Annotated in this window: 24 protein-coding genes and 1 tRNA gene; 6 read left to right on the forward strand and 19 right to left on the reverse strand. The window is 67.8% G+C overall.

Going from position 1 to position 21,384, the window contains the following annotated elements; translation table 11 throughout:
- Window positions 1–59: 59 nt before the first annotated feature.
- Window positions 60–1,376, reverse strand: a complete 1,317-nt coding sequence (locus tag AB4070_RS07760) for an ABC transporter substrate-binding protein (protein ID WP_441979595.1) — start codon at window positions 1,374–1,376, stop codon at window positions 60–62.
- Window positions 1,377–1,662: 286 nt separating this feature from the next.
- Here AB4070_RS07760 and AB4070_RS07765 point away from each other — a divergent pair, with 286 nt between their 5' ends.
- Window positions 1,663–2,667 (forward strand): LacI family DNA-binding transcriptional regulator, encoded by a 1,005-nt coding sequence (locus AB4070_RS07765; protein WP_441979596.1) that lies wholly within the window; start codon window positions 1,663–1,665, stop codon window positions 2,665–2,667.
- 165 nt (window positions 2,668–2,832) lie between these two features.
- Here AB4070_RS07765 and rplL read toward each other — a convergent pair whose 3' ends face one another.
- From rplL to AB4070_RS07780, 3 genes are all read right to left on the reverse strand, one after another.
- On the reverse strand, window positions 2,833–3,216 hold the full coding sequence (gene rplL / locus AB4070_RS07770; RefSeq protein WP_017829128.1) for a 50S ribosomal protein L7/L12: 384 nt from the start codon (window positions 3,214–3,216) through the stop codon (window positions 2,833–2,835).
- Window positions 3,217–3,264: 48 nt separating this feature from the next.
- Window positions 3,265–3,753, reverse strand: coding sequence for a 50S ribosomal protein L10 (gene rplJ / locus AB4070_RS07775; RefSeq protein ID WP_017829129.1), 489 nt, complete (start codon window positions 3,751–3,753; stop codon window positions 3,265–3,267).
- Between the two features lie 582 nt (window positions 3,754–4,335).
- On the reverse strand, window positions 4,336–5,313 hold the full coding sequence (locus AB4070_RS07780) for a hypothetical protein (RefSeq protein WP_441979597.1): 978 nt from the start codon (window positions 5,311–5,313) through the stop codon (window positions 4,336–4,338).
- Between the two features lie 294 nt (window positions 5,314–5,607).
- On the opposite strand from AB4070_RS07780, the gene AB4070_RS07785 reads away from it, so the two are divergent.
- Window positions 5,608–6,288: a YqaJ viral recombinase family protein gene (locus tag AB4070_RS07785; RefSeq protein ID WP_046747878.1), complete on the forward strand. Its 681-nt coding sequence runs from the start codon at window positions 5,608–5,610 to the stop codon at window positions 6,286–6,288.
- A 114-nt stretch (window positions 6,289–6,402) separates the two neighbouring features.
- On the opposite strand, the gene AB4070_RS07790 is transcribed toward AB4070_RS07785, so the two are convergent.
- The 5 genes from AB4070_RS07790 to AB4070_RS07810 are packed head-to-tail and all read right to left on the reverse strand — an operon-like array spanning window position 6,403 to window position 9,416.
- On the reverse strand, window positions 6,403–6,900 hold the full coding sequence (locus AB4070_RS07790; RefSeq protein WP_441979598.1) for a hypothetical protein: 498 nt from the start codon (window positions 6,898–6,900) through the stop codon (window positions 6,403–6,405).
- Window positions 6,897–7,532 carry a hypothetical protein gene (locus AB4070_RS07795; RefSeq protein WP_441979599.1) on the reverse strand — a complete coding sequence of 212 codons (636 nt, stop codon included), beginning with the start codon at window positions 7,530–7,532 and terminating at the stop codon, window positions 6,897–6,899. The genes AB4070_RS07790 and AB4070_RS07795 overlap by 4 nt, the downstream gene beginning before the upstream one ends.
- Complete coding sequence (locus tag AB4070_RS07800; protein WP_441979600.1) at window positions 7,529–8,143, reverse strand: signal peptidase I; 615 nt, start codon at window positions 8,141–8,143, stop codon at window positions 7,529–7,531. Before AB4070_RS07800 ends, AB4070_RS07795 begins: the two co-directional genes overlap by 4 nt.
- Before the next feature lie 27 nt (window positions 8,144–8,170).
- Window positions 8,171–8,788 carry a SipW-dependent-type signal peptide-containing protein gene (locus AB4070_RS07805; RefSeq protein ID WP_441979601.1) on the reverse strand — a complete coding sequence of 206 codons (618 nt, stop codon included), beginning with the start codon at window positions 8,786–8,788 and terminating at the stop codon, window positions 8,171–8,173.
- A 7-nt stretch (window positions 8,789–8,795) separates the two neighbouring features.
- Window positions 8,796–9,416: a SipW-dependent-type signal peptide-containing protein gene (locus AB4070_RS07810; protein WP_046747874.1), complete on the reverse strand. Its 621-nt coding sequence runs from the start codon at window positions 9,414–9,416 to the stop codon at window positions 8,796–8,798.
- A 280-nt stretch (window positions 9,417–9,696) separates the two neighbouring features.
- On the opposite strand from AB4070_RS07810, the gene AB4070_RS07815 reads away from it, so the two are divergent.
- Both AB4070_RS07815 and AB4070_RS07820 read left to right on the forward strand, forming a co-directional pair.
- The gene (locus AB4070_RS07815) at window positions 9,697–11,412 is read left to right on the forward strand and encodes an MDR family MFS transporter (RefSeq protein WP_441979602.1); all 1,716 of its coding nucleotides are present in this window, start codon (window positions 9,697–9,699) and stop codon (window positions 11,410–11,412) included.
- Window positions 11,399–11,914, forward strand: a complete 516-nt coding sequence (locus AB4070_RS07820) for a MarR family winged helix-turn-helix transcriptional regulator (protein ID WP_441979603.1) — start codon at window positions 11,399–11,401, stop codon at window positions 11,912–11,914. Before AB4070_RS07815 ends, AB4070_RS07820 begins: the two co-directional genes overlap by 14 nt.
- Here AB4070_RS07820 and AB4070_RS07825 read toward each other — a convergent pair.
- Window positions 11,853–12,797: a LysR family transcriptional regulator ArgP gene (locus AB4070_RS07825; RefSeq protein ID WP_441979604.1), complete on the reverse strand. Its 945-nt coding sequence runs from the start codon at window positions 12,795–12,797 to the stop codon at window positions 11,853–11,855. The two genes, AB4070_RS07820 and AB4070_RS07825, sit on opposite strands and share 62 nt — an antisense overlap.
- A 70-nt stretch (window positions 12,798–12,867) precedes the next feature.
- Here AB4070_RS07825 and lysE point away from each other — a divergent pair, with 70 nt between their 5' ends.
- Complete coding sequence (gene lysE, locus AB4070_RS07830) at window positions 12,868–13,530, forward strand: L-lysine exporter (protein WP_441979605.1); 663 nt, start codon at window positions 12,868–12,870, stop codon at window positions 13,528–13,530.
- A 4-nt stretch (window positions 13,531–13,534) separates the two neighbouring features.
- On the opposite strand, the gene AB4070_RS07835 is transcribed toward lysE, so the two are convergent.
- The 9 genes from AB4070_RS07835 to AB4070_RS07875 all read right to left on the reverse strand — a co-directional run bounded on the left by AB4070_RS07835 (window position 13,535) and on the right by AB4070_RS07875 (window position 19,363).
- Window positions 13,535–13,891 carry an iron chaperone gene (locus AB4070_RS07835; protein WP_441979606.1) on the reverse strand — a complete coding sequence of 119 codons (357 nt, stop codon included), beginning with the start codon at window positions 13,889–13,891 and terminating at the stop codon, window positions 13,535–13,537.
- A gap of 112 nt (window positions 13,892–14,003) precedes the next feature.
- The gene (locus AB4070_RS07840; RefSeq protein ID WP_441979607.1) at window positions 14,004–14,807 is read right to left on the reverse strand and encodes an amino acid ABC transporter ATP-binding protein; all 804 of its coding nucleotides are present in this window, start codon (window positions 14,805–14,807) and stop codon (window positions 14,004–14,006) included.
- Window positions 14,794–15,459 carry an amino acid ABC transporter permease gene (locus tag AB4070_RS07845; protein ID WP_441979608.1) on the reverse strand — a complete coding sequence of 222 codons (666 nt, stop codon included), beginning with the start codon at window positions 15,457–15,459 and terminating at the stop codon, window positions 14,794–14,796. The genes AB4070_RS07840 and AB4070_RS07845 overlap by 14 nt, the downstream gene beginning before the upstream one ends.
- 3 nt (window positions 15,460–15,462) lie before the next feature.
- The gene (locus AB4070_RS07850; RefSeq protein ID WP_441979609.1) at window positions 15,463–16,284 is read right to left on the reverse strand and encodes an amino acid ABC transporter substrate-binding protein; all 822 of its coding nucleotides are present in this window, start codon (window positions 16,282–16,284) and stop codon (window positions 15,463–15,465) included.
- 173 nt (window positions 16,285–16,457) lie between these two features.
- Window positions 16,458–17,147: a 50S ribosomal protein L1 gene (gene rplA, locus AB4070_RS07855; protein WP_046747865.1), complete on the reverse strand. Its 690-nt coding sequence runs from the start codon at window positions 17,145–17,147 to the stop codon at window positions 16,458–16,460.
- A gap of 11 nt (window positions 17,148–17,158) precedes the next feature.
- Window positions 17,159–17,590 (reverse strand): 50S ribosomal protein L11, encoded by a 432-nt coding sequence (rplK, locus tag AB4070_RS07860; RefSeq protein WP_050722550.1) that lies wholly within the window; start codon window positions 17,588–17,590, stop codon window positions 17,159–17,161.
- Between the two features lie 307 nt (window positions 17,591–17,897).
- Window positions 17,898–18,935 carry a transcription termination/antitermination protein NusG gene (gene nusG / locus AB4070_RS07865; RefSeq protein ID WP_282848591.1) on the reverse strand — a complete coding sequence of 346 codons (1,038 nt, stop codon included), beginning with the start codon at window positions 18,933–18,935 and terminating at the stop codon, window positions 17,898–17,900.
- A 42-nt stretch (window positions 18,936–18,977) separates the two neighbouring features.
- Entirely contained in the window at window positions 18,978–19,250 is a 273-nt protein-coding gene (gene secE, locus AB4070_RS07870) for a preprotein translocase subunit SecE (RefSeq protein ID WP_441979610.1), read from the reverse strand.
- Between the two features lie 40 nt (window positions 19,251–19,290).
- A tRNA-Trp gene (locus tag AB4070_RS07875) sits at window positions 19,291–19,363 on the reverse strand.
- 195 nt (window positions 19,364–19,558) lie between these two features.
- On the opposite strand from AB4070_RS07875, the gene AB4070_RS07880 reads away from it, so the two are divergent.
- On the forward strand, window positions 19,559–21,382 hold the full coding sequence (locus AB4070_RS07880) for an HSP90 family protein (protein ID WP_441979611.1): 1,824 nt from the start codon (window positions 19,559–19,561) through the stop codon (window positions 21,380–21,382).
- The last annotated feature ends 2 nt before the right edge of the window (window positions 21,383–21,384 follow it).

Below are 21,384 nucleotides of genomic sequence, written 5' to 3' on the forward strand. Positions count from 1 at the left end.
GGCGTGCGGCGTCGAGAGATGAGGAGGGCTGCCTCCCAGAGGGCAGCCCCCCTCGTCTATCAGCTGGCGGGCCAGCCCGTCTGGATCTGCGTGAGGACGTCGTCCGTCGGTGTGCCGTTGACCCAGGCGACGATGCCCTTCCAGAACGTGCCGGCGCCGACGGCACCCGGCATCAGGTCGGACGCGTCGAAGCGGAAGGTGGTGTCCGGGTCCTGGAGGATCTTGATGGTCTCCTGCAGGATCGGGTCCTTCGCGTTCGCCGGGTCGAGCCCGTTGTTAGCCGAGGTGACGCCGCCGAGGCTGACGCGGCTGTTGGCCCACTCGGGGCTGGAGAGGTACTCGAGCACCTTCTGGGTGGCCTCGGAGTCGGTGAAGGCCCCGACGATCTCACCTGCGCCGGTCACGGCCTTGTCGTCCGCGGACTCACCCGGGAGCATGAACGCCCAGACGTCGCCGTCCTCCGCGACCGTCGTGCCGTCGGGGAAGAAGCCCGAGAGGAACGAGGCCTGGTGGGTCAGCGCGCACTCGCCGGCGGCGAGCTTGGGAGCGACGTCACCGAACGCGGTGGAGTTGATCGAGCGGACGTCACCGAAGCCGGCGTTCACGTTGGCCGGGTTCAGCAGGACCTCGCCGACCGAGTCGAACGCCTGCTTGATCTGCGGGTCGGTGAACTTGACCTCGTTGGTGACCCACTGGTCGTAGACCTCCGGGCCGGACTGACGCAGCACGTAGTCCTCGACCCAGTCCGTTCCCGGCCATCCGGTCGCGGTGCCGGACTCGAAGCCCGCACACCAGGCTGGCGTGCCCGTGGCGGCCTGGATCTTGTCGGTGAGAGCGCTCATCTCGTCGAGCGTGGTCGGAACCTCGACGCCCCATTCCTTGAACTTCGCGGGCGAGTACCAGATCCACCCCTTGACGTTGGCCATGAGCGGAGCGCCGTAGAAGGTGCCGTCGACCGTGCCGTAGTTGACCCAGTCCTCGGTCCAGTACTCGTTGGCGTTCTTCTCGACCGCTTCCGGAGCGGGCTTCAGGTAGTCGCGGTTCGCGAAGTCGGCGAACAGGCCCGGCTGCGGGAAGATCGCGATGTCCGGCGGGTTGCCGCCCTGTGCGCGGGTGCCGAGCTGCGTCTCGAAGTCCTGGCTGCCCTCGTACTTGATCGTGATGCCGTTCTCGTCGGCCCAGTCCTTCCAGGACTCCTGGAGGAGCTTCGCCTCGTCGTCGACGATCGTTCCGTAGATCGTGACGGTGGCGTCGCCTCCGTCTCCTCCGCCGGTGCCCGGTGCTCCACCGGGAGCCCCGCATCCGGCGAGCGCGATGCCCGCGACCCCCAGCAGGGCGAGCGGCGCGTAACGCCGGGAACGCTGTGACAGAGTCATGTGAATTCTCCTCTTCGAGTACAGGTTCCCGGCTGGTGCGACGCCACCCCGGGGCATCGTTAGGGAACCGATTCCAGGCCAACCTACTGGCGATCAGCATCACCGCACAACACGCTATGGTCACAAGCTCGCAACCATTCGCCGCGCTCGCTCGACGCACATGGGAGCGCTCCCTCGCGTAACGCCTGGAACCGGTTCCTTTTTCGCGTGCCGGCGGCTACGCTGTGACCCGGCGCGCACCCTGCGCCGGGTCCACGCAGCCGCGTGATCAGGTCGAGGAGGACCGATGAGCACGATCGCGGACGTCGCGTCACGTGCCGGCGTGTCGAAGGCCACCGCGAGCCGCGCCCTGAGCGGCCGCGGATACGTGTCGACAGCGACCAGGCAGCGCGTCGCGGATGCTGCACGAGAGCTCTCCTACGTCGCCCACTCGTCCGCGACGAGCCTGGCGACGGGGCGCACCCGCACCGTGGGAGTGGTCATGCCACCCGTTGACCGATGGTTCTTCGCCGAGCTGCTCGCCGGAGTGCAGGAGTCGCTCTTCGCCCTCGACTACGACCTGTCGCTGTACGGCGTGCCCGAGGGCTCGAAGACCAGAGAGCGGCTGTTCGAGAGCATCCTCCCCGGGCGCCGCTTCGACGGCATCATCGCGGTCGGCATCCAACCCAGCGCCCGTGAGCTCGAGCGACTGCAGCAGGCGGGGCGCCCCCTTGTCAGCGTGGGGCCCTACAGCGAGGGATCGAGCGCCGTGTCCATCGACGACACCGCCGCCGCGCGCATCGCCACCGAGCACCTCATCGAGCTCGGACACACCGACATCGCCTTCGTCGGTGGATCGACGGATGCCGCGGAGCTGAGCTTCGGCGATGCACAGCGACTCGACGGCTACCGGGGCGCCCTGCGGGCCGCTGGCCTCTCGGCGCACGCCCGCATCGCCGGCGCGGCCCCGACCATGCCCGGCGGCTATACGGCCGCGGCCGGGCTGCTCGGCGACAGACGCCGACGCCCGACCGCGATCGTCGGGGTGTGCGACGAGGCCGCGATCGGCGCGATCATCGCGGCCAGACGTCTGGGCATCGCCGTTCCGACGGAACTCAGCGTCGTCGGGGTCGACGATCACGAACACGCGGACATGTTCGCGTTGACCACGATCGGCCAGTCGCCGCGCGACCAGGGCCATGAGGCCGTGCGTCTGCTGACCCAGCAGATGGAGGACCCCGAAGCTCCGCTCGAGCGCGTCGACGCCGCATCCGCCCTCGTGGTTCGCAGCTCGACGGCTCCCCCGCGCTGAGCTCGCAGCATTCTGGGATGCTGGCGGCGGTGCTGGTGCCGGCACTCCTCGGCGCCGTCGGCGGGAGCAGTCCGGGATCGCCTGGAACACCGGGAACGGCCCGGGCACGCACGAAGGCCCCGGGCGAACCCGGGGCCTTCGATCAGAAACGCGTGAGCGTCGCGATTACTTGAGGGTAACCGTTGCGCCTGCCTCTTCGAGAGCAGCCTTGGCCTTCTCGGCGGTCTCCTTGTTGGCGCCCTCGAGGACGGCCTTCGGGGCACCGTCGACGACTGCCTTGGCCTCGCCGAGACCCAGCGAGGTGAGCTCGCGGACGGTCTTGATGACCTGGATCTTCTTGTCGCCAGCGGCCTCGAGGATGACGTCGAAGGAGTCCTTCTCTTCCTCGGCCTCAGCGGCACCTGCGCCACCCGCAGCGCCGGCGACGGCGACGGGAGCAGCAGCGGTGACCTCGAACTTCTCCTCGAACGCCTTCACGAACTCGTTGAGCTCGATGAGGGTCAGGCCGGCGAACTGCTCGAGCAGTTCCTCGGTGGAAAGCTTCGCCATGATGTATCTCCTAGATAGATGGGGTTTGTAGACGAGATCGCCGGTCGCTTACGCGGCCTCTGCGGTCTCCAGCTTTTCGCGAAGAGCATCGATGGTGGCCGCAGCCTTGCCCATCGTCGCCTTCATCATGCCCGCAGCCTTCGCCAGCAGAACCTCACGGCTCTCCAGCGCGGCGTACTTGTTGACCTCGTCCGCGGTGAGGGCGTTGCCCTCGAAGATGCCGGACTTGATCACGAGAAGCGGGTTGGCCTTGGCGAAGTCACGCAGAGCCTTGGCGGTGGCGACGAAGTCACCGTGCACGAACGCGACAGCCGACGGACCCTTGAGGTCGTCGTCCAGCGCGGAGATGCCAGCCTTGTTGGCGGCGATCTTGGTCAGCGTGTTCTTCACCACGGCGTACTCAGCGTCCTGACGGATGCTGTTGCGCAGCTCCTTGAGCTGGGCAACCGTCAGACCGCGGTACTCGGTCAGCAGAACGGCAGTCGAGTTCTCGAATGACTTCGTGAGCTCGGCGACCGATGCATCCTTCTGCGCCATGGTCACTCCTTGGTGTGTACGAGGCGCCGCACGGTGGTGAGGCGCCGACCTGGACCACCTGCAAAGAGAAAAGCTCCGGCGCAAGCGCACGGAGCTTTGGAAAGTTCGTGTCCTGCGCGGGCCCCTGCGATGCAGAGCTTCGATCCTGTGCACTCACGCGCACACGATGACCAGCGGTCTTCGGTTCCCCACAACTCTACCCCACCCCCACCTCGCCCCCCAAATCCCCCTCTCCCTCCCTCCCTCCCCTCCCCTTCTCCCTCTCCCTCTCCCTCTCCCTCCCTCTCCCTCCCTCCCCTCCCTCTCCTCCCTCCGAGACCCACGTTCCGCATCGAGACCCACCCTCGGATGCGCGTCCGAGCATGGGTCTGGGCGAGAGACATGGGTCTGGGCGAAGAGCGGGGGCTCGGCGATGAGCGTGGGTCTCGGCGATGAGATGGCGTGAGGACGGGCGCACTCCCGACGAGACCCACGTTCCGCATCGAGACCCACGCCTGGATGGGCGTCCGAGCATGGGTCTGGGCGAGTGACATGGGTCTCGGTGACACGCGGGGGGCTCGGCGAGTACGAGCGCAGTGTGCGTCAGGGGCGGAGGCCGAACGCACGGAGCCGCGCGCCGAGAGCATCCGACGTGACGATGTCCTCGGATCCCCAGCGGACGATCCGCCACCCGGTGACTCCGCGGATCGCATCCTCCCGACGCTTCTCCGCGAGCACCACGGCCTCCACCGACATCCCTGTGCGCAACGTCGGATCGAGGTACTTTCCTCGCCCGTCGAATTCACCGAACGTCCGTGCTCCCCGAAAGGCGAAGTCGAGCGAATACTCCTCGCCGTGCGGTCCGGTGACGCGCGACTGCAGATCGACATCGGTGAACCCGAGACGGTGAAGATGCAGACGACTCACGCTCTCTCCGGGCAGCTGAGCGCGGCCATCCGAGAACGCGATCACCTCTCGGGCCTGACGGATGCCACGGGTCGAGAGGGTTTGCGCCCGGCTCCCGAGTTCACTCCGCCACTCTGCGGCAGCCACATGATCCTGGTCGTGTCGCCGGACCGCGATGCGCCGCAGCGCCGCGTCGGCGACGGCGATCGCCGCTTCGGGCGTGAGCCGGCATGCCAGATCGAGCACGGTCCTCTCGAGGGAGGTGCATCTGATGCCTTCGACTTCCACGAGGTCGCTGTCGCGGAGAGTGAGATCGTGCCTCGCGACGCCCCACTTCACTCTGCTGCGACTCGTCGGGCCGAGAACAGCGTGAACGTGGGTCGGCGACGTCCGGTAGAGCGGAAGCCCGTGGATGACGGCCGCCGAAGCGAAGCAGAATGTGGCACCACCACCGACGGATTCCCGGTGCACGGCGAGCACCTTCAAGAGATGACGACTCTCGTCCCAGAGCTGCTCCCACTCCACTGAATCCGCGTACCAGCCGCGACGCACTCGCACGATCGAGCCGTCGTCGACCATGGCCCGGAGCTCGCGCTCAGTCACCCCTCGAGCGAGCACATCACTTCTGGCGAGAAGGAGCCGGCGCGCTTCCTCGATGGTGATGGTCCTGCGCATGCACTCGATCCTCACCCTTCCCGCAGCCGATCCACACTGCGATGACCAGAGCTTTCGGGAAGTGCGGACAACTCGCTTCACATCGACGCTGTGCAGAACATCAGTCGGCGGCGCACCTGCCTACCTGGCGGCCCCGGACCCATGCCTATCGTCGAGACCCACGCCCCCGCGCGACTGCGAGCGTGGGTATCGGCGACCACCTTGGGTCTCGACGCCGGAGGGAGGCGGGGGCGAGGGGGGCGGGGGCGGCGTGTGAGGGCGGGGAGGGTCCGCGGGCGGGGTTAGGGTCGAAGGGTGACCCCGGAACTCTCTGCACGCATCGTCGCGGATTCCCGCGACCGCGTGGCGTGGTTGAGAGCTCGATCCCGGGGCATCACGGCGACCGACGTGGCCGGACTCACCTCCGAGAAGTCGATCGCCAGGGCCGCGGACTCGAAGCTCGGTGGCGGACCGCGCTTCGGCGGCAACGCGTACACGGATCATGGCCGCCGACGCGAACCCGAGATCGCAGCCTGGGTGGCGGCCACCCATGGCATCCTCCCCTCGTCCGCGCTGTTCCGCGCCGAGGTCGAGCATCGTCATCTCGCCACACCCGACGGCATCGCGGTCGACGCGGACGGGCGCGTGAAGCTCGCCGAGATCAAGACCACGAACAAGCCTTTCCGCGGCATCCCGCGCACCTACCTCCGTCAGATCTGGTGGCAACAGCACGTCCTCGGCGCTGAACGCACGCTGTTCGTGTGGGAGGAGCACGTCGACTTCGCACCGATCCACGACGAGCCGCGCTGCGTGTGGATCGACCGCGACGACCGCGAGATCGCCAAGCTCGTCGGGCTCGCCACCGACCTCATCGACGAGCTCTACCGCCGCACCACAGGACAGCAGGTTCCGAACCGGATCGTGGACGCCGCCGCCAGCCGCCGAGAGCAGCTTCGAGAGCGCGACGCCTTCCGCGCTCTCGCCCTCGCCGACTGACGAGTTCGCCGACTGACTGACCCGGCACGACCGACCCGGCACGACCGACCCGGCACGACCGACCCGGCACGACCGACCCGGCACGGCTGACTCCCACCACCGCGTCCGCCGGCCTCAGGTGCAGGTGTTGTTGCCTCCGAGGCCGAGCAGACCGCCGACCGACAGTGTGCGCGTCGCCGCCGGTGACACCCACGACGTTCCTGCGTAGATGCTCTCGACCTTGACGGTGTTCGTCGAGCCCAGCAGGCTTCCGAGCAGCGTGTTCAGAAGCCCGGAGCTGATCGTCGACGAGTAGGTGTACGGGCCGGAACCGCTCTGCGTGACGTTGCTGTTGTCGACGACGACGTTGTTGATCGACAGCCGCTGCTGCGCCGTCAGGTACGGCGAGGTCCAGGTGATCGTGAAGCCGGTGAACGTTCCGAGAAAACTCGTGACCGTGCACGAGGTCACCACGGGAGTCGCCAGCGTCGATGCCGTGAACGATCGTGTCGCGTACTCGCTGTCGGTGAAGGCGGCATCGGTCATCTGCACCGACGGAGACGATGCGACGCCGAGGAGCACCGCGAGCCCGACGACTCCGGCGAGGATCCGTCCACGCTCACGAGGCCTCATCTCGCACCCCCCTGCCCCGAAGCAGCGCGTCGGCGGTGGAGCACCAGCACGGCACCCGACCCGATGAGGCCAGCACCGGCGCCGACGATCCACGGCGCCGCGGCGGGAGGTCCCGTCGTCGCCAGATCACCGTCGGACCCCGCGACCACCGTCTCCCCCGCACCCTGCGCGTGCACGCGGACATCGGTGCTGCCGGCACCCGAACCGCCCATGGGATCGAGGACGATGGCGAGGCGGAGGTGTGTCGTCTCGGTGTCAGCGACCTGCAGGAGCGGAACCTCGGCGCCGTCGCGCGGAACGTCCCACCGTGTGCGCAGAGCCGTCGCGCCACCCGGGCATCCGCTCTCCGTCCATGCCTCCGCGCACGTCGAGATGTCCAGGAGCAGGTGTGCCTCACCTGTCGCGCTCACGGCGATCCTGATCACTCCCGGATCCGGTGCGTCAGCACTCACCTCGATGTCCCACTGCACCGGCTCCCCCGGCAGCAGGCTGCCGGCCGCTGCCCAGTCCGCGACGGAGACCAGACGGAGAACCGACCCCTGGATGACCTGCGTCGTGGGCGCCGCCCAGGCCGCGCCCGGCGTCACGATCACGGCGACCGCGAGCAGGACCGCGGCGAGCGCGCGCCTCATGGGCCGTTCCCGTCGGGATCGCGAGCGGCTCGGCGCTGCTCGCGCGGCCAGAATGCCCAGACGACGAGCGACGTCGCCGCGACGGTCAGGACTCCCAGCACCATCGGATTGCCCATGCCGGCGATGATCGACGCGACCCCCGGAACCGCAAAGAGCACCTTCCTGACCGAGGAGACCGTGTACGGGAAGGGATCCTCCGCCGCGTTCGCATCCCCTCGCATCGTGATCACCCGCTCCTGCGCACTCGCACCCGCGACGACGGAGGTGACACGGTGGGTGACGGGGAGCTCCCCCTCGCGATCGACCGTGACCACATCACCGACCACCACCTCGCTCGCGGGCACGCGCTGCACCACTGCGACGGAACCGGCGGGGATCGTGGGCGACATCGAGCCGGTGCGGAACATGATGAGCGTGATCTGCGCCGTGAAAGCGAGCACGACGAGCAGGATGCAGACGGCGCCGGCGATCGCAGCCGCCCAGAGCAGCACGTCGCCGATCACGCGCCCCGGTCGCATCCGGGAATGTACCCTCGCCGCGGTCGCGTGGGGTTCGACCGCGGCGAGGGACGTCTTGTCCTCCCTCAGGCTCCGCCGTGTGGGGGTCGTCATGTGCTCGTCCTCTCCCTGGCATCGCTGCTACGACGACGTCCCGAGGAACTGCCAGGTCTGCGTCATCGTCAGGCCCTGCGCCGCATTCGCAGCAGTGAGCGGGAGCGTGACGGCGAAGCAGTAGTTCACCTGCGCGGAGCCGTTCGCGGTGACGACCTGCGTCGCGGATCCGCCAGCGGTGAGGGCCGATCCGTCAGCCACGACCGACGTGCCGGCCGCGTACGTGGTCGCGTTGCAGGTGGTGCCGGCGATCGTCCGCACTCCGTAGGTGAGATAGGCGGCGAGTCCCGTTCCTCCCGGGGTCCCCGCCGACAGCTGCAGGGTTCCTGCGACGGAGGGGTTCGCCGTCTTGACGCTGAACAACGCATAGGTGGAGTTGCCCGGTGCCATGGCGGTCGGAGCGAGCTGGAAGTTCAGGGTCGCGGCCGCGCCCGTGGTCGCGTGGCTCGAGAACGCGGCTCCATCGACGGCTCCGACGATGTCGAACCGGCCCGCGGTGAAGTTCGCGGTTCCGTACTCGGAGTCGTTCCAGGCGGCGAGTGTGGCGGCGGCGCCGATGCCGAGCACGAGCCCGCCCGCGAGAACGGCTCGCAGTCGACGCGATCGAAGTCTCCGCCCCTCCCGCACATCTCTGCGGGTGACCATCACGTACTCAGCTCGTCGACGTGGCCGTGAACTTCCAGGTGGCGTTGGTCACCAGGCTCGGCGTGAGCGACGCATCCGCCGTCACCTTGAAGCAGAGCTGCACGGCCGTGCCGGGAGCGGTCGTCGGGCTGCCGACGGCGAGCGGCACCTGCGTCGCGCCGGTCTGCACGTCGAGCGTCGCCCCGGTCGCGATCGGCGTGCCGGTGGCACTCGCCGCGTTGCAGGTCGCGCCGGGTGCGAGCTGATAGATCGAATAGGACAGGTGTCCCGTGTTGGAACTCGCTGCGGGGTCGGCGGTCGTCCCGTCGGCGACGAGGTTGGCTGCGGTCGTCGTCCCCCCGGCAAGACGCACCCAGAATCCGGCATACACCGAGCTCGTCGGCGACATGTTCCCCACCAGCCCGGCGGGGAGCGTGAACGCGAGCGTGGCTGCACTGCCTGCGGAGTTGTGGTCGGCATACGTGGTGCCGTCCGTCGATCCTTGGAGGTTGAACGCGCCGGCGGTGAACGTACCGTTCGCGAACTCGGAATCGTTCCACACCGCGAGCGTCACCGCCGTGCCGATGCCGAGCACGAGCCCTCCGGCCAATACCGCCAGGACTTTGCGCTGGGTTGCCTTGGTTGCCATGTCGTTTCCCCCTCAGGAACTTCGAGAACCGCGTGAATGTCTCTGTTCCGGTCACCCCTCAACGACCCCGCATCCGCGCGTTTGCGCCATCCTCTCCCCGCCCCATCCGCAGAACAAGGCGATTTCGCGCAGGAGATTCGCTCATCCCGCGCAGAGTGGAGGAACCTCCGACAATCGTTGACCTATATCAACGACCAGCGTATAGTTGACGCAGTTCAACCATCTTGCGCGCGCCAGAGCCGTCGCAGCATCCCCTCCTTCTCTCTGCGAAAGGTCAGGCATGACCCCGGATTCTCCCGTCAAGATGACGCATCGCCAGGTGCTCGAAGCCCTCACCGGCCTCCTGCTCGGCATGTTCGTCTCGATGATCGCCACCACGGTGGTCTCGACCTCCATGCCGGTCATCGTGCACGACCTCGGCGGCGATCAGGCCGCCTACACGTGGGTCATCACCGCGACGCTGCTCACCACCGCGATCTCGACGCCCATCTGGGGCAAGCTCGCGGATCTCTTCAACCGCAAGCTGCTGATCCAGATCGCCATCGTCGTCTTCGTCGGAGCGACGGCCGCCGCCGGTTTCGCGCAGGACACCAACACGCTCATCATGTTCCGAGCCATCCAGGGCATCGGCGCCGGCGGACTCGCGGCCCTCAGCCAGGTGATCATGGCCGACATCATCAGCCCCCGCGAACGCGGCCGGTACATGGGCCTGTTCGGCGCCGTGATGGCCGTCGCGACGGTGGGCGGCCCGCTGCTGGGCGGATGGATCACGGACGTCGCGAACTGGCGATGGAACTTCTTCGTCGCCCTGCCGTTCGCTGTCGCCGCGCTCATCATCCTGCAGAAGACGCTGCACATCAGCACCGAACGCACCCGCAAGGTCTCGATCGACTACGTCGGCATCGTACTGCTCTCCGCGGCCGTCTCGCTGATCCTCATCTGGATCACCAACGCGGGATCGACCTTCGACTGGTGGAGCACGCAGACCGTGCTCATGGTCGGCGGCGCGATCGTCTCGGCCATCGCCTTCATCATCGTGGAACTCAGGGTGCGCGAGCCTCTCATCCCGCTCACCCTGTTCAAGGGCCGCACGTTCACCCTCTCGGTGCTCGCGTCGATCTCGATCGGCGTCGCGATGTTCGGCACCTCGGTGTACCTCGCGCAGTACATGCAGCTGTCCCGCGGCGCCACGCCGACAGAGGCCGGGCTCATGACCCTGCCGATGATGGCAGGGCTTCTGATCGCCTCGATGGTCATCGGCCAGCTCGTCACACGGTTCGGCAAGTGGAAGGGCTACCTGATCCTGGGCTCCGTGCTGCTGATCGCCGGCTCGGTGATGCTGTCGACCCTGCACTACGACACGAACTTCGTCCTCGTCTCGATCTACATGTTCGTGATGGGCGCCGGCGTCGGCATGACGATGCAGAACCTCGTGCTCATCGTGCAGAACGTCACCAAGCCCAGTGAGATGGGCGTCGCGAGCTCGGGTGTGACCTTCTTCCGCAGCCTCGGTGGCACGATCGGCGTCTCGGTCATGGGTGCAGTGCTCGCGAACAGCCTCACCGGTCTGTTCAGCGACGGCAAGGAGCGCATCGGAGCAGCGATCGCTCAGCTGGGCGAGAAGGGTGCCGAGGTCGCGGCGCAGCTGTCCAGCGGGACGCTGCCGGAGGTGCGCCTGCTCCCTGAACCGGTGCGCTCGATCATCGAGGACTTCTACGCGCAGGCGATCTCGCACGCTTTCCTGATCGGCATCCCGCTCGCCGTGATCAGCCTCGTGGCGATCCTGTTCCTGCCGAACCGACCGCTGACGACGATGACGACGACCGAGCGCGCCCACGCGGATGCGGCGAAGAACGCCGACGGCCGTGCGGCAGAGGCATCCGACGTCGCGATCGCCGACGCGGAGGCACTCTCCGGGGCTCCGACGACCGGTGCGGTGAGCGTCATCGATCGCGCCGACGACCACGGAGATTCCTCTTCCGATGCCCGACGCTGACGACACCCCAGACACCGCCTATACCGCAGACAACGCGGACACCCCGGAGGCGCGGGCCGAAGCGGTCCGCGCCCTCGAGGCGGAGTTCGGTGAGCTCATCACGCACTTCCGCCGCGTGATCACCGAGAACGCGAACCGTGTGAGTCCCGGGTTGCTGCCCGGCGCCTACAAGATCTTCACCACGATCGCGCGGTGCGAACGGGTGACCGTGTCCGCGCTGTCCGAGCGGATGCTCATGGACAAGGGGCAGGTGAGCCGTACAGTGCGCGAGCTGGAGGACCTCGGTCTCATCGAACGCATGGCCGACCCCGCCGACGGACGCTCCTCCCTGCTCGAGCTCACGCCGCTCGGCACGGAGAAGCTGTCCGCAGCGCGACTGCCGCAGGAGGGCATGCTGCTGCGCACGCTCCAGGAGTGGAGCCTCACGGACATCGGGAACCTCACCCGGCTGCTGCACGCCCTCGGGGCCGGGGTGACGCCGCGGACGAACGCGGCCGACTGAGCGAAGGAGCACCGAGCACCCGTCGAGCCTCGACCGCGACCTCCGCGGCGATCGTGTCGAGCAGCTCCGATCGCAGGTTCCACTGCTGCCAGTAGAGCTGCACCCGAAGCACGGGGCCGCCCAGGGGCACGAGTCCACCCGAATCCTGCAGCACCGGCACCATGCCCCACCCGAGCCCCAGAGCGACCGCCAGCGCGTAGTCGTGTGACGCCGGGACGTAATGCCGCGGGACGCCCGCCTGCTCGACCGACATCGCCCTGAGCCACTCATGCTGCAGGGTGTCCCTGCGGTCGAAGTCGACGAACGGGGCCCCGGCCAGCGCGGACGATGTCGCCCCGTCGGGGAACCAGCGTGCGGCGAACTCCCGCTCGGCCATCGCACGATACTCGAGCACCCCGAGCGGCGAGACGGAGCAGCCGGCGACGGGGGTCTCCTCGCTCGTGACGGCCGCCATCACCGCGCCCGATTCGAGCAGTCGGGCCGTGAAGTTCTGATCGTCGCGATGCAGGTCGAAGTCGATGTCGTGCTGGGCGGAGAGTCGCGCGAGCGGGGCCAGGAACCACGTCGCCATCGAGTCGGCGTTCACTGCGAGAGGGACCGTGATGCGTGGAGAGCCGTCCGCGTCGTCGATGCCCACCCCCGCGAGCGCATCATGCTCCAGCAGGGAGATCTGTCTGGCCAGGCGGACGACGGCCTCCCCCGCCTCGGTCAGGCGCGCGGGCTTGGTGCGCACCACCAGGATGCGGCCGAGCTGCTGCTCGAGGGTCTTCAATCGCTGGCTCACCGCGGACGGCGTGATCTGCAGACGCCTCGACGCCGCGTCCAGCGTTCCCTCATCGACGATCGCGGCGAGGGTGTTCGCGAGTTCGGGATCGATTCGCACATAAGCCATGCTAATGGTTCCGTAGGAATCTTCGCTTCTCTTCATGTACGGCCGTTCCTACGCTGGACACATGCTCACGATTCTCGCCGGCCTCGGACTCGGCCTCTCCCTCATCGTCGCCATCGGCGCACAGAATGTGTTCGTGCTGCGTCAGGGGATCCGTCGCGAGCACGTCCTGGCCGTCGTGATCATCTGCGCACTCTCCGATGCAGCGCTGATCGCCGCGGGGGTCGCCGGCCTCGGCTTCGTGATCTCCGCAGCGCCCTGGCTGGTCGTGGTCGCACGATGGGCGGGCGCGCTGTTCCTGCTCACCTACGGAGCACTCGCCGCGCGGAGGGCCTGGCGGGGCGGCGAGGAGCTCGACGTCGACGCGACGGACTCCACGGCACTCGGCACTCCGACGGCCGGAGGCTCGACGCCCACGATGACCCGCACACGGCTGGCGCCGGTTATCCTCACCACCCTCGCGCTCACCTGGCTCAATCCGCACGTGTATCTCGACACGGTGCTGATGCTCGGTTCGATCGCGGCCACCCACGGTGATCAGCGCTGGCTCTTCGCCGTCGGGGCGATGGCCGCGAGCCTGCTCTGGTTCACCGCGCTGGGCTTCGGGGCGCGCTATCTCGGACGATGGCTGCGCACCCCGCGGTCGTGGCGCATCCTCGACGCCGTGATCGCCGTCGTCATGATCTCGATCGCGATCAGTCTCGTCCTCCCCGTGCGGGGGGCGTGACGGATCAGGAGGCGTCGATCTGAGCGAGACGCGCGCGGACGAGAGTCTCCAGCACGTCGGTCGGGATCGGATGCTCTGGCTGGAACCGGATGGTGCCCTTGTCGACGCTGGCTCCGGGGTGGCTCCCGAGCGCGTCGGCGACGGCTGCGACCGCTTCGGGGCTGAACGGGTAGACGCCGATGTGCTTCTTGGCCCGCATCACCGAGAGCAGCGGCTTGCCGTGGTGCACGAGCGCCGGCATCCCATAGCCCTTGCCCTGCTCCGCATCCGGCGCCTCCGTGCGCGCGACCGCGTAGACACGATCGACAGCGGCCCGATCGGCCGGTTCGAGGTCCACGAGATAGTCGTCGATGGTGCCCACGAGGGCATCCTCTCACCGATCCGCGACAGAGGCGAGGCTCTCGCGGACTCAGCGCCCCTGCTCAGGCGCTGTCCCTGCTCAGGCGCTGTCCCTGCTCAGGCGCCGTCCCTGCTCATGCACCGTCGAGAGGACGCATGATGCGGGTGAGGAACCGCTGCGTACGCTCGTGCGTGGGTGCGCTGAAGAGCTGGGCGGGCGGGCCCTGTTCGACCACGACGCCGCCGTCCATGAACAGCACGTGATCCGCGGCTTCCCGCGCGAAGCTGAGCTCGTGCGTGACCACGGCCATGGTCCAGTTCTCGTCGGCCAGTTCCTTGATGACGAGCAGCACCTCCCCCACCAGCTCGGGATCCAGCGCGCTCGTCGGCTCGTCGAACAGCAGCAGGTCGGGCTTGAGCGCGAGCGCCCGCACGATCCCGACGCGCTGCTGCTGTCCGCCGGAGAGCTGATGCGGCCGGGCGTCCGCCTTGTCGGCCAGACCCACCCGATCGAGGAGGGCGAGCGCCTCCGCGACGACCTCACTCTTCGGCCGCCCCTGCACGCGCCAGGGACCCTCGATGACGTTCTCCAGGACAGTGAGGTGCGGGAACAGGTTGTGGTGCTGGAACACCATCGCGGACCGGTCCCGCAGCGCGAGCCGCTTCTGCTTCTGCACGCGCGGCGAGGGTTTCACCGCGGGGGCGAAGTCGATCTCGGGCCCGCCATCGACCACGATCGTGCCGGCGTCAGGCGTCTCGAGACCGTTGAGGGCCCGCAGCACCGTGGTCTTGCCGGAGCCGCTGGGGCCGATGAGCACGACGACCTCGCCGCGGTGCAGGGTCAGGTCGATCCCCCGGAGCACCTCGTTGTCGCCGAAGCTCTTGCGCAGGCCGCGGGCGGTGAGGAGCGCCTCCGAAGTGTTTTCAGTGCGCGACACGGCTGTCGAGCCTCCTCTCGAGGGCACTCTGGCCGAATGAAAGCACCAGGCAGAGCACCCAGTAGACCAGCGCCGCAGCGAGGTACAGCACCATGAACTCGTACGTCGTCGAGGCGATCTGCTGCGCCACCTTGAACAGTTCGGTGACGAGGATCAGCGACGCGAGCGAGGTGTCCTTCACCAGCGAGATGAAGGTGTTCGACAGCGGCGGGACGGACACGCGCGCGGCCTGCGGCAGGATGATGCGGGTGAGCGTGCGCGTGCGGTTCATGCCCACCGTGTACGCCGCCTCCCACTGCCCCTTCGGGACCGAGAGGATTGCGGCGCGCACCACCTCTGCGCCGTATCCGCCGACGTTGAGCGAGAGCGCGATGATGGCGCTCGGCCAGGGATCGATCGTGACGCCGATCGACGGCATGCCGTAGAAGATCACGAACAGCTGCACCAGCAGGGGTGTGCCGCGGATCACGGAGATGTAGAACCGCGCTATGCCGGAGAGCACCGGGTTCACCGAGATCCTCATCAGCGCGATGCCGATGGCGATGATCAACCCCAGGGAGAACGACGCCAGCGCGAGCGGCACCGTCGCTGTCAGACCCGCCCAGGCGATCGGCCCGAGCGAATCCAGGAACAGCTGCCAGGGACTCTCCATCGACTACTGGGAGACGTCTTCGCCGAAGTACTTCTCGCTGATCTCCGCCAGGGTGCCGTCGGCGCGAAGCTCGTCGAGTGCCCCGTCCACCGCGGCGACGAGGGCTTCCTTGTCCTTGGTGAACGCGAACGCCGACTTGCCGGCCTCATCGGTCTCGGCCGCGATCTTCAGTCCGGTCGGGCTGTTGGTGGTCTCGTAGTCGAGGAAGGTGAGCTTGTCGTTGATGGTCGCGTCGACTCGGCCCTGACGAAGCAGCTCGACCGCCTGCGCCCACCCCTCGACGCCCTCCACCTTGGCGCCGGACTCGGTCGCGAGGTCATTCCAGTTGCTGGTCAGGGACTGCGCGGTGGTCTTGCCCTCGAGATCGGCGAACGACGAGATGGAGTCATCGTCCTCAGCGACGACGATGACGCCGGGAGACACGGTGTACGGAGCGCTGAAGAGGTACTTGGCCTCACGCTCGTCGTTGATCGTGACCTGGTTGGCGATCACGTCGAAGCGGCCGGCGTCGAGACCCGCGAAGATCGCATCCCACTGGGTCTCCTCGAACTTCACGTCGAGGCCGAGCTTGTCCGCGACGGCTTCGATGATCTCCACGTCGTAGCCGGTCAGGTCGCCCGCCCCGTTGTCACCGTGGAAGCTGAAGGGGCGATAGGTGCCCTCCGTGCCTACGGTGAGGACGCCGTCCTTCGCCAGGCCGTACTCCGAGCTCGCGGAGCTCTCACCGGAGCTCGAGGTGCTCGCGGGAGTGCTGGACCCGCTGCAGGCGGTCAGGACCGCGGCAGCGGCGACGAGTGCGGTGACGGCGATGAGACGACGGGACATGAACCCTCCTGGGGTGTGAAGCGCGGTGCGAGTTTACGCGACCGTCACGGGAACTCCCCCACAGTACGTGGCGCATGTCGGTTCCCCGCATCCGATGACGTTTCGTTTCGCGGGTCCTCGAAGACGCAGAAACGCCCCCGGGCGGACCCGGGGGCGTGTTCTGCGAGCCAGACTCAGATGGCGTTGACGTCCAGCGGGATGCCGGGGCCGAACGTGGTCGACACCGCACCCTTCTGGATGTAACGGCCCTTCGAGCTCGACGGCTTGAGGCGGACGATCTCCTCGAGCGCTGCGCCGATGTTCTCGTCCAGCTGCTCGGCGGTGAAAGACGCCTTGCCCACGACGAAGTGCACGTTGGCGTGCTTGTCGACGCGGAACTCGATCTTTCCGCCCTTGATCTCCTCGACGGCCTTGGCCGGGTTCGGGGTCACGGTGCCGGTCTTCGGGTTCGGCATCAGACCGCGCGGTCCGAGCACCTTTCCGAGACGACCGACCTGGCCCATGAGCTCCGGGGTGGAGACGGCGGCGTCGAAGTTGGTCCAACCGTCGGCGACCTTCTGGATGAGCTCGGCGCCGCCGACCTCATCTGCACCTGCGGCGATCGCTGCCTCGGCCGCGGGGCCGGTGGCGAAGACGATGACGCGGGCGGTCTTACCGGTGCCGTGGGGCAGGATGACGGTGCCGCGCACCATCTGGTCTGCCTTGCGGGGGTCGACGGCGAGCTTCAGCGCGACCTCGACGGTCGAGTCGAACTTCGACGAGCCGGTCTCCTTCGCGAGGGCGACTGCCTCGGTCGGGGTGTAGAAACGGTCTGCCTCGATCTTCTCGGCGGCAGCCTTGTAAGCCTTGGACTTGGTAGCCATGATTATTCTCCTCAGCCCTCGACCGTGATGCCCATGGAACGGGCGGTGCCGGCGATGATCTTCGAGGCGGCCTCGATGTCGTTCGCGTTCAGGTCGGCCTGCTTCTGCTCGGCGATCTGACGGACCTGGTCCTTGGTGATCTTCGCGACCTTGACGGTGTGCGGGGTCGACGACCCCTTCGGCACGCCTGCGGCCTTCTTGATGAGCTCCGCAGCCGGCGGGGTCTTCAGGATGAACGTGAAGCTGCGGTCCTCGTAGACGGTGATCTCCACGGGGATGACGTTGCCGCGCTGCGACTCGGTCGCGGCGTTGTACGCCTTGCAGAACTCCATGATGTTGACGCCATGCTGACCGAGCGCGGGGCCGATCGGCGGCGCCGGGTTGGCTGCACCGGCGTTGATCTGAAGCTTGATCAGGCCGGTCACCTTCTTCTTCGGTGCCATTCTCTTTCCTTTCATCGAGGCGGATGCCGGAGCACCCGCTTCTCCCACGGATCCGGCGTTTCCGGAACGTGGTCGTCTGCACGCCCTTCGACAAGCTCAGGGACCCATGCGGGCTATCGCACAAACCACACAAGTCTACCCGATCCGGCGCGCAGCTACGAACGTCGCCGGACCTACCCTGTTCCGGTCGCGATATGACAGCCAGAATGCCGTTCTGGGCTGTCATATCGCGACCGGAGCAGAGAGACGGATGCACCAATGCAGAACGGCCGCCCCGAAAGGGACGGCCGTTCTCGTGACGGATGTGTCAGATCATCTTGGTGACCTGATCGAACGACAGCTCGACCGGGGTCTCGCGCTCGAAGAGGGAGACGAGGACCGTGAGCTTGCCACTCTCGGGCTTGATCTCGCTGATCGAACCGGGAAGACCCGCGAACGAGCCCTCCTTGATCGTGATGGTCTCGCCGACCTCGAAGTCGACCTCTGCGGGCAGCGGACGAGCGACGGCGACCCCGCCCTTCGACGCGATGTTCTTGGCGGTCGGCACGTCCTTGACCTCGACGAGCGACTTCAGCATGTTGAAGGCCTCTTCGAAGCGCAGCGGCGTCGGGTTGTGGGCGTTGCCCACGAAGCCGGTGACACCCGGGGTGTGGCGCACGACCGACCAGGTGTCTTCCGTGAGCTCCATGCGCACCAGCACGTAGCCGGGGATGCGCACGCGGGTGACCATCTTGCGCTGGCCGTTCTTGATCTCGACCACGTCTTCCATCGGGACCTCGACCTGGTAGATCTCGTCCTCGACCTCGAGCGTCGACTTGCGCTGCTCGATGTTGGCCTTCACCTTGCGCTCGAAACCGGCGTAGGAGTGGATCACGTACCACTTGCCCGGGAGCATGCGGAGGTCCATGCGGAAGGCCTCGTACGGGTCCTCCTCCGCGTCGTCCTCGGACTCGGCGTCCTCGGCCGCTGGACGGTCGTCTTCGCCGTTCACGTCGGGCCCGTCGTACGGGGTGACCTCGTCGGCCGCCTCCGCCTCCTGCTCGGCGACCTCTTCGGCCACGGATTCGTTGAGAACCTCGGCGGCGGCCTCGGACTCAGCCGCTTCGTCCAGGTTGAGAGCGTCGTTCACGATGGCGTCCGCCTCCGGGTCGTCGATGTCGATGTCGGTGTCAACCACGTCATCCTCTTCGCCGTCCTCGTCTTCGACGTGGACAGCGACGTGCTCAGCCGAGGTGACCGAGAGCTCCTCCTGCGCGAGCACGTTGCCCTCCTGGGCCTCGTCCTCCTCGCTGGACTGCTCAGCGGCGGTCGCCCAGTCGGCGTCGTCGGAATATCGTTCAGACACTTTGCTTCTTCTCCATAGCTGCGGCGTGAGCCGCGGGGGTCATCAGCCAGGGATTCCGAACACCCAGTGCGTCACGAACGCGAACAGCGTGTCCAAGCCGTAGACGATGCCCATGACGATGATCACGAAGACGAGCACCACCCCGGTGAACTTGAACAGCTCCTTGCGAGTCGGGGTGACGACCTTGCGGAGCTCGGCGATGACCTGGCGGATGAACAGGGCGATGCTCCCGAAGAACCGGGAGAAGGGGTTGCCCTTCTTCTCGCGGGGGGCGCCGGCCGCGACGACCTCGCCGCGCGGTTCGTCCTGATCCATCCTGAATGTACCTTTCGTGTGTCAGCGTTGCGCTGACGCGCAGGGCGGACAGGAATCGAACCTGCAACCTGCGGTTTTGGAGACCGCTGCTCTGCCAATTGAGCTACCGCCCTAGAGACCGGAAGGTCTCGGGGTGCTCTCCCCACCCTGCCACCGCGACTGCGACCCGGAGACCCCAGGCACGGCGAAAGAATGCAGAGAACAACTGCCCCACAAGCATACGGCATCGATGCGGCGGCGCCGAACCGGGATCGCGTTGGCGTGTTCTTGTTAGGCTCGGCGAGCGTATGCAGGAGGAGGGAGCGCCGGTGAGCGCTGAAGTGCAGCAGTTCCAGGTGGACCTGCGCGGAGTCGTCGATCTGCTCAGTCGGCACATCTACTCCAGTCCTCGCGTGTACCTGCGGGAGCTGTTGCAGAACGCCCGCGACGCGATCACCGCCCGCCAGGAGGTCGACGGCGGCGGCGGGCGCATCCGGATCACTCCGCTGACCGCGGAGAACGGCGAGTTCGTGCTGCGCGACGACGGGGTGGGGCTGACCTCCGCCGAGGTCGCCGACCTGCTGGCGACCGTCGGACGCAGCTCCAAACGCGACATCTTCGACCTCCCGCGCAGCGACTATCTCGGCCAGTTCGGCATCGGTCTGCTGAGCTGCTTCATGGTGGCCGACACGATCGTCATCCGCTCCCGCAGCGCCCGCGGCGGCGCTTCGGTCGAGTGGACGGGGAGCGCGGACGGCACGTTCCAGGTGACGGAGATCGACGAGGAGCTGCCGATCGGCACCAGCGTGCACCTCGTTCCGCGGTTCGACGCCGACGAGCTGCTGCGTCCCGCAGCCGTGCGCGAGCTGGCCACGACGTTCGGCGAATTCCTCCCCGTGCGCGTCACGATCGACACCGCGGCCGGCGACGTCGACATCACCAGGGACGCCCCGTTCCTGCACGCCGCACAGCACCCCGAGGCCGCCGTCGACTTCGGCCGCGACCTTCTCGGCGCGAGCCCGCTCGACGTCATCGAGCTGAGCGAGCCGGCGACGGGCACCCGGGGCCTCGCCTACGTGCTGCCGTTCGCCCCGCCTCCCGGCGCACGCCAGGCGACCCGCATGTATCTCGGCCGGATGCTGCTCTCCGAACGCGTCGACGACGTGCTCCCCGACTGGGCCTTCTTCGTGCGGGCCGTGGTCGACTCCACCGGACTCGCCCCGACCGCGAGCAGGGAATCGCTCGTCGACGACGCCGCCCTCGAGCGCGTGCGCGAGCAGCTGGGAGCCGGGATCCGCCGGTGGGTGCTGGAGCTGGGGCTGCGCGAACCGCATCGTCTCGCCCAGTTCGTCGCCGTGCACGAGGTCGGGCTGAAGTCGCTGGTGCGCCACGACGAAGAACTCGCCCACTTCATCTCGCGCTGGCTGACCGTCGAGACCACGCACGGCGCCGTGCGCATCGGCGACCTCGTCGAGCGATACCCGCACATCAGGTACGCGCAGACAGTGGACGAGTTCCGGCAGGTGGCAGGCATCTCTCCCGCAGACGAGGTGCTCGTCAACGGCGGCTACCTCTACGATTCCGACCTCATCCGGATGCTGCCGGACCTCTACCCCCACGTCACCGTGGAGCAGGTGGACGTCACGGGCGAACTCGACCGACTCGACCCGCCGCCTCTCGACGACCGGGACGCCGCGGTCGCCCTCGAGGCCCGTGCCGGTGCGGTGCTCGCGGCATCCGACTGCTCAGTGGTCGTGCGGTCCATCGACCGCCCGGACCTCGCCGCCCTCTACGTGGCGGACCCCGAGGTGCTCAGGGCGATCGACCGCAGCCGCACGAAGGGCATCACCGGATCGCTCTGGGGCGGCGTGCTCGACCGCATCGACCAGACCCTGTCCTCCGCCAGGGAGGAGGATCTGAGCGCCCGGTTGTGCCTGAACTGGTCGAACAGGGTGGTGCGCGCCCTGGTCAGGGTGCAGGACGAGGCGGTCTTCGCCCGTACCGTGCAGCTGCTCTACATCCAGGCTCTCCTGGCCGGGCATCACCCGCTCGCCGACGCCGACCGGGCGCTGATGACCAGCGCCCTCTCCGACCTCGTCTCGCTCTCGGCCGGTCTGGAGGGAGACACCCTTCCCTTCGGCGACGCCCGCTGACC

Origin of the sequence: Microbacterium sp. 2RAF4, from assembly GCF_052115285.1 — a bacterium.
Lineage (GTDB): Bacteria > Actinomycetota > Actinomycetes > Actinomycetales > Microbacteriaceae > Microbacterium > Microbacterium oxydans.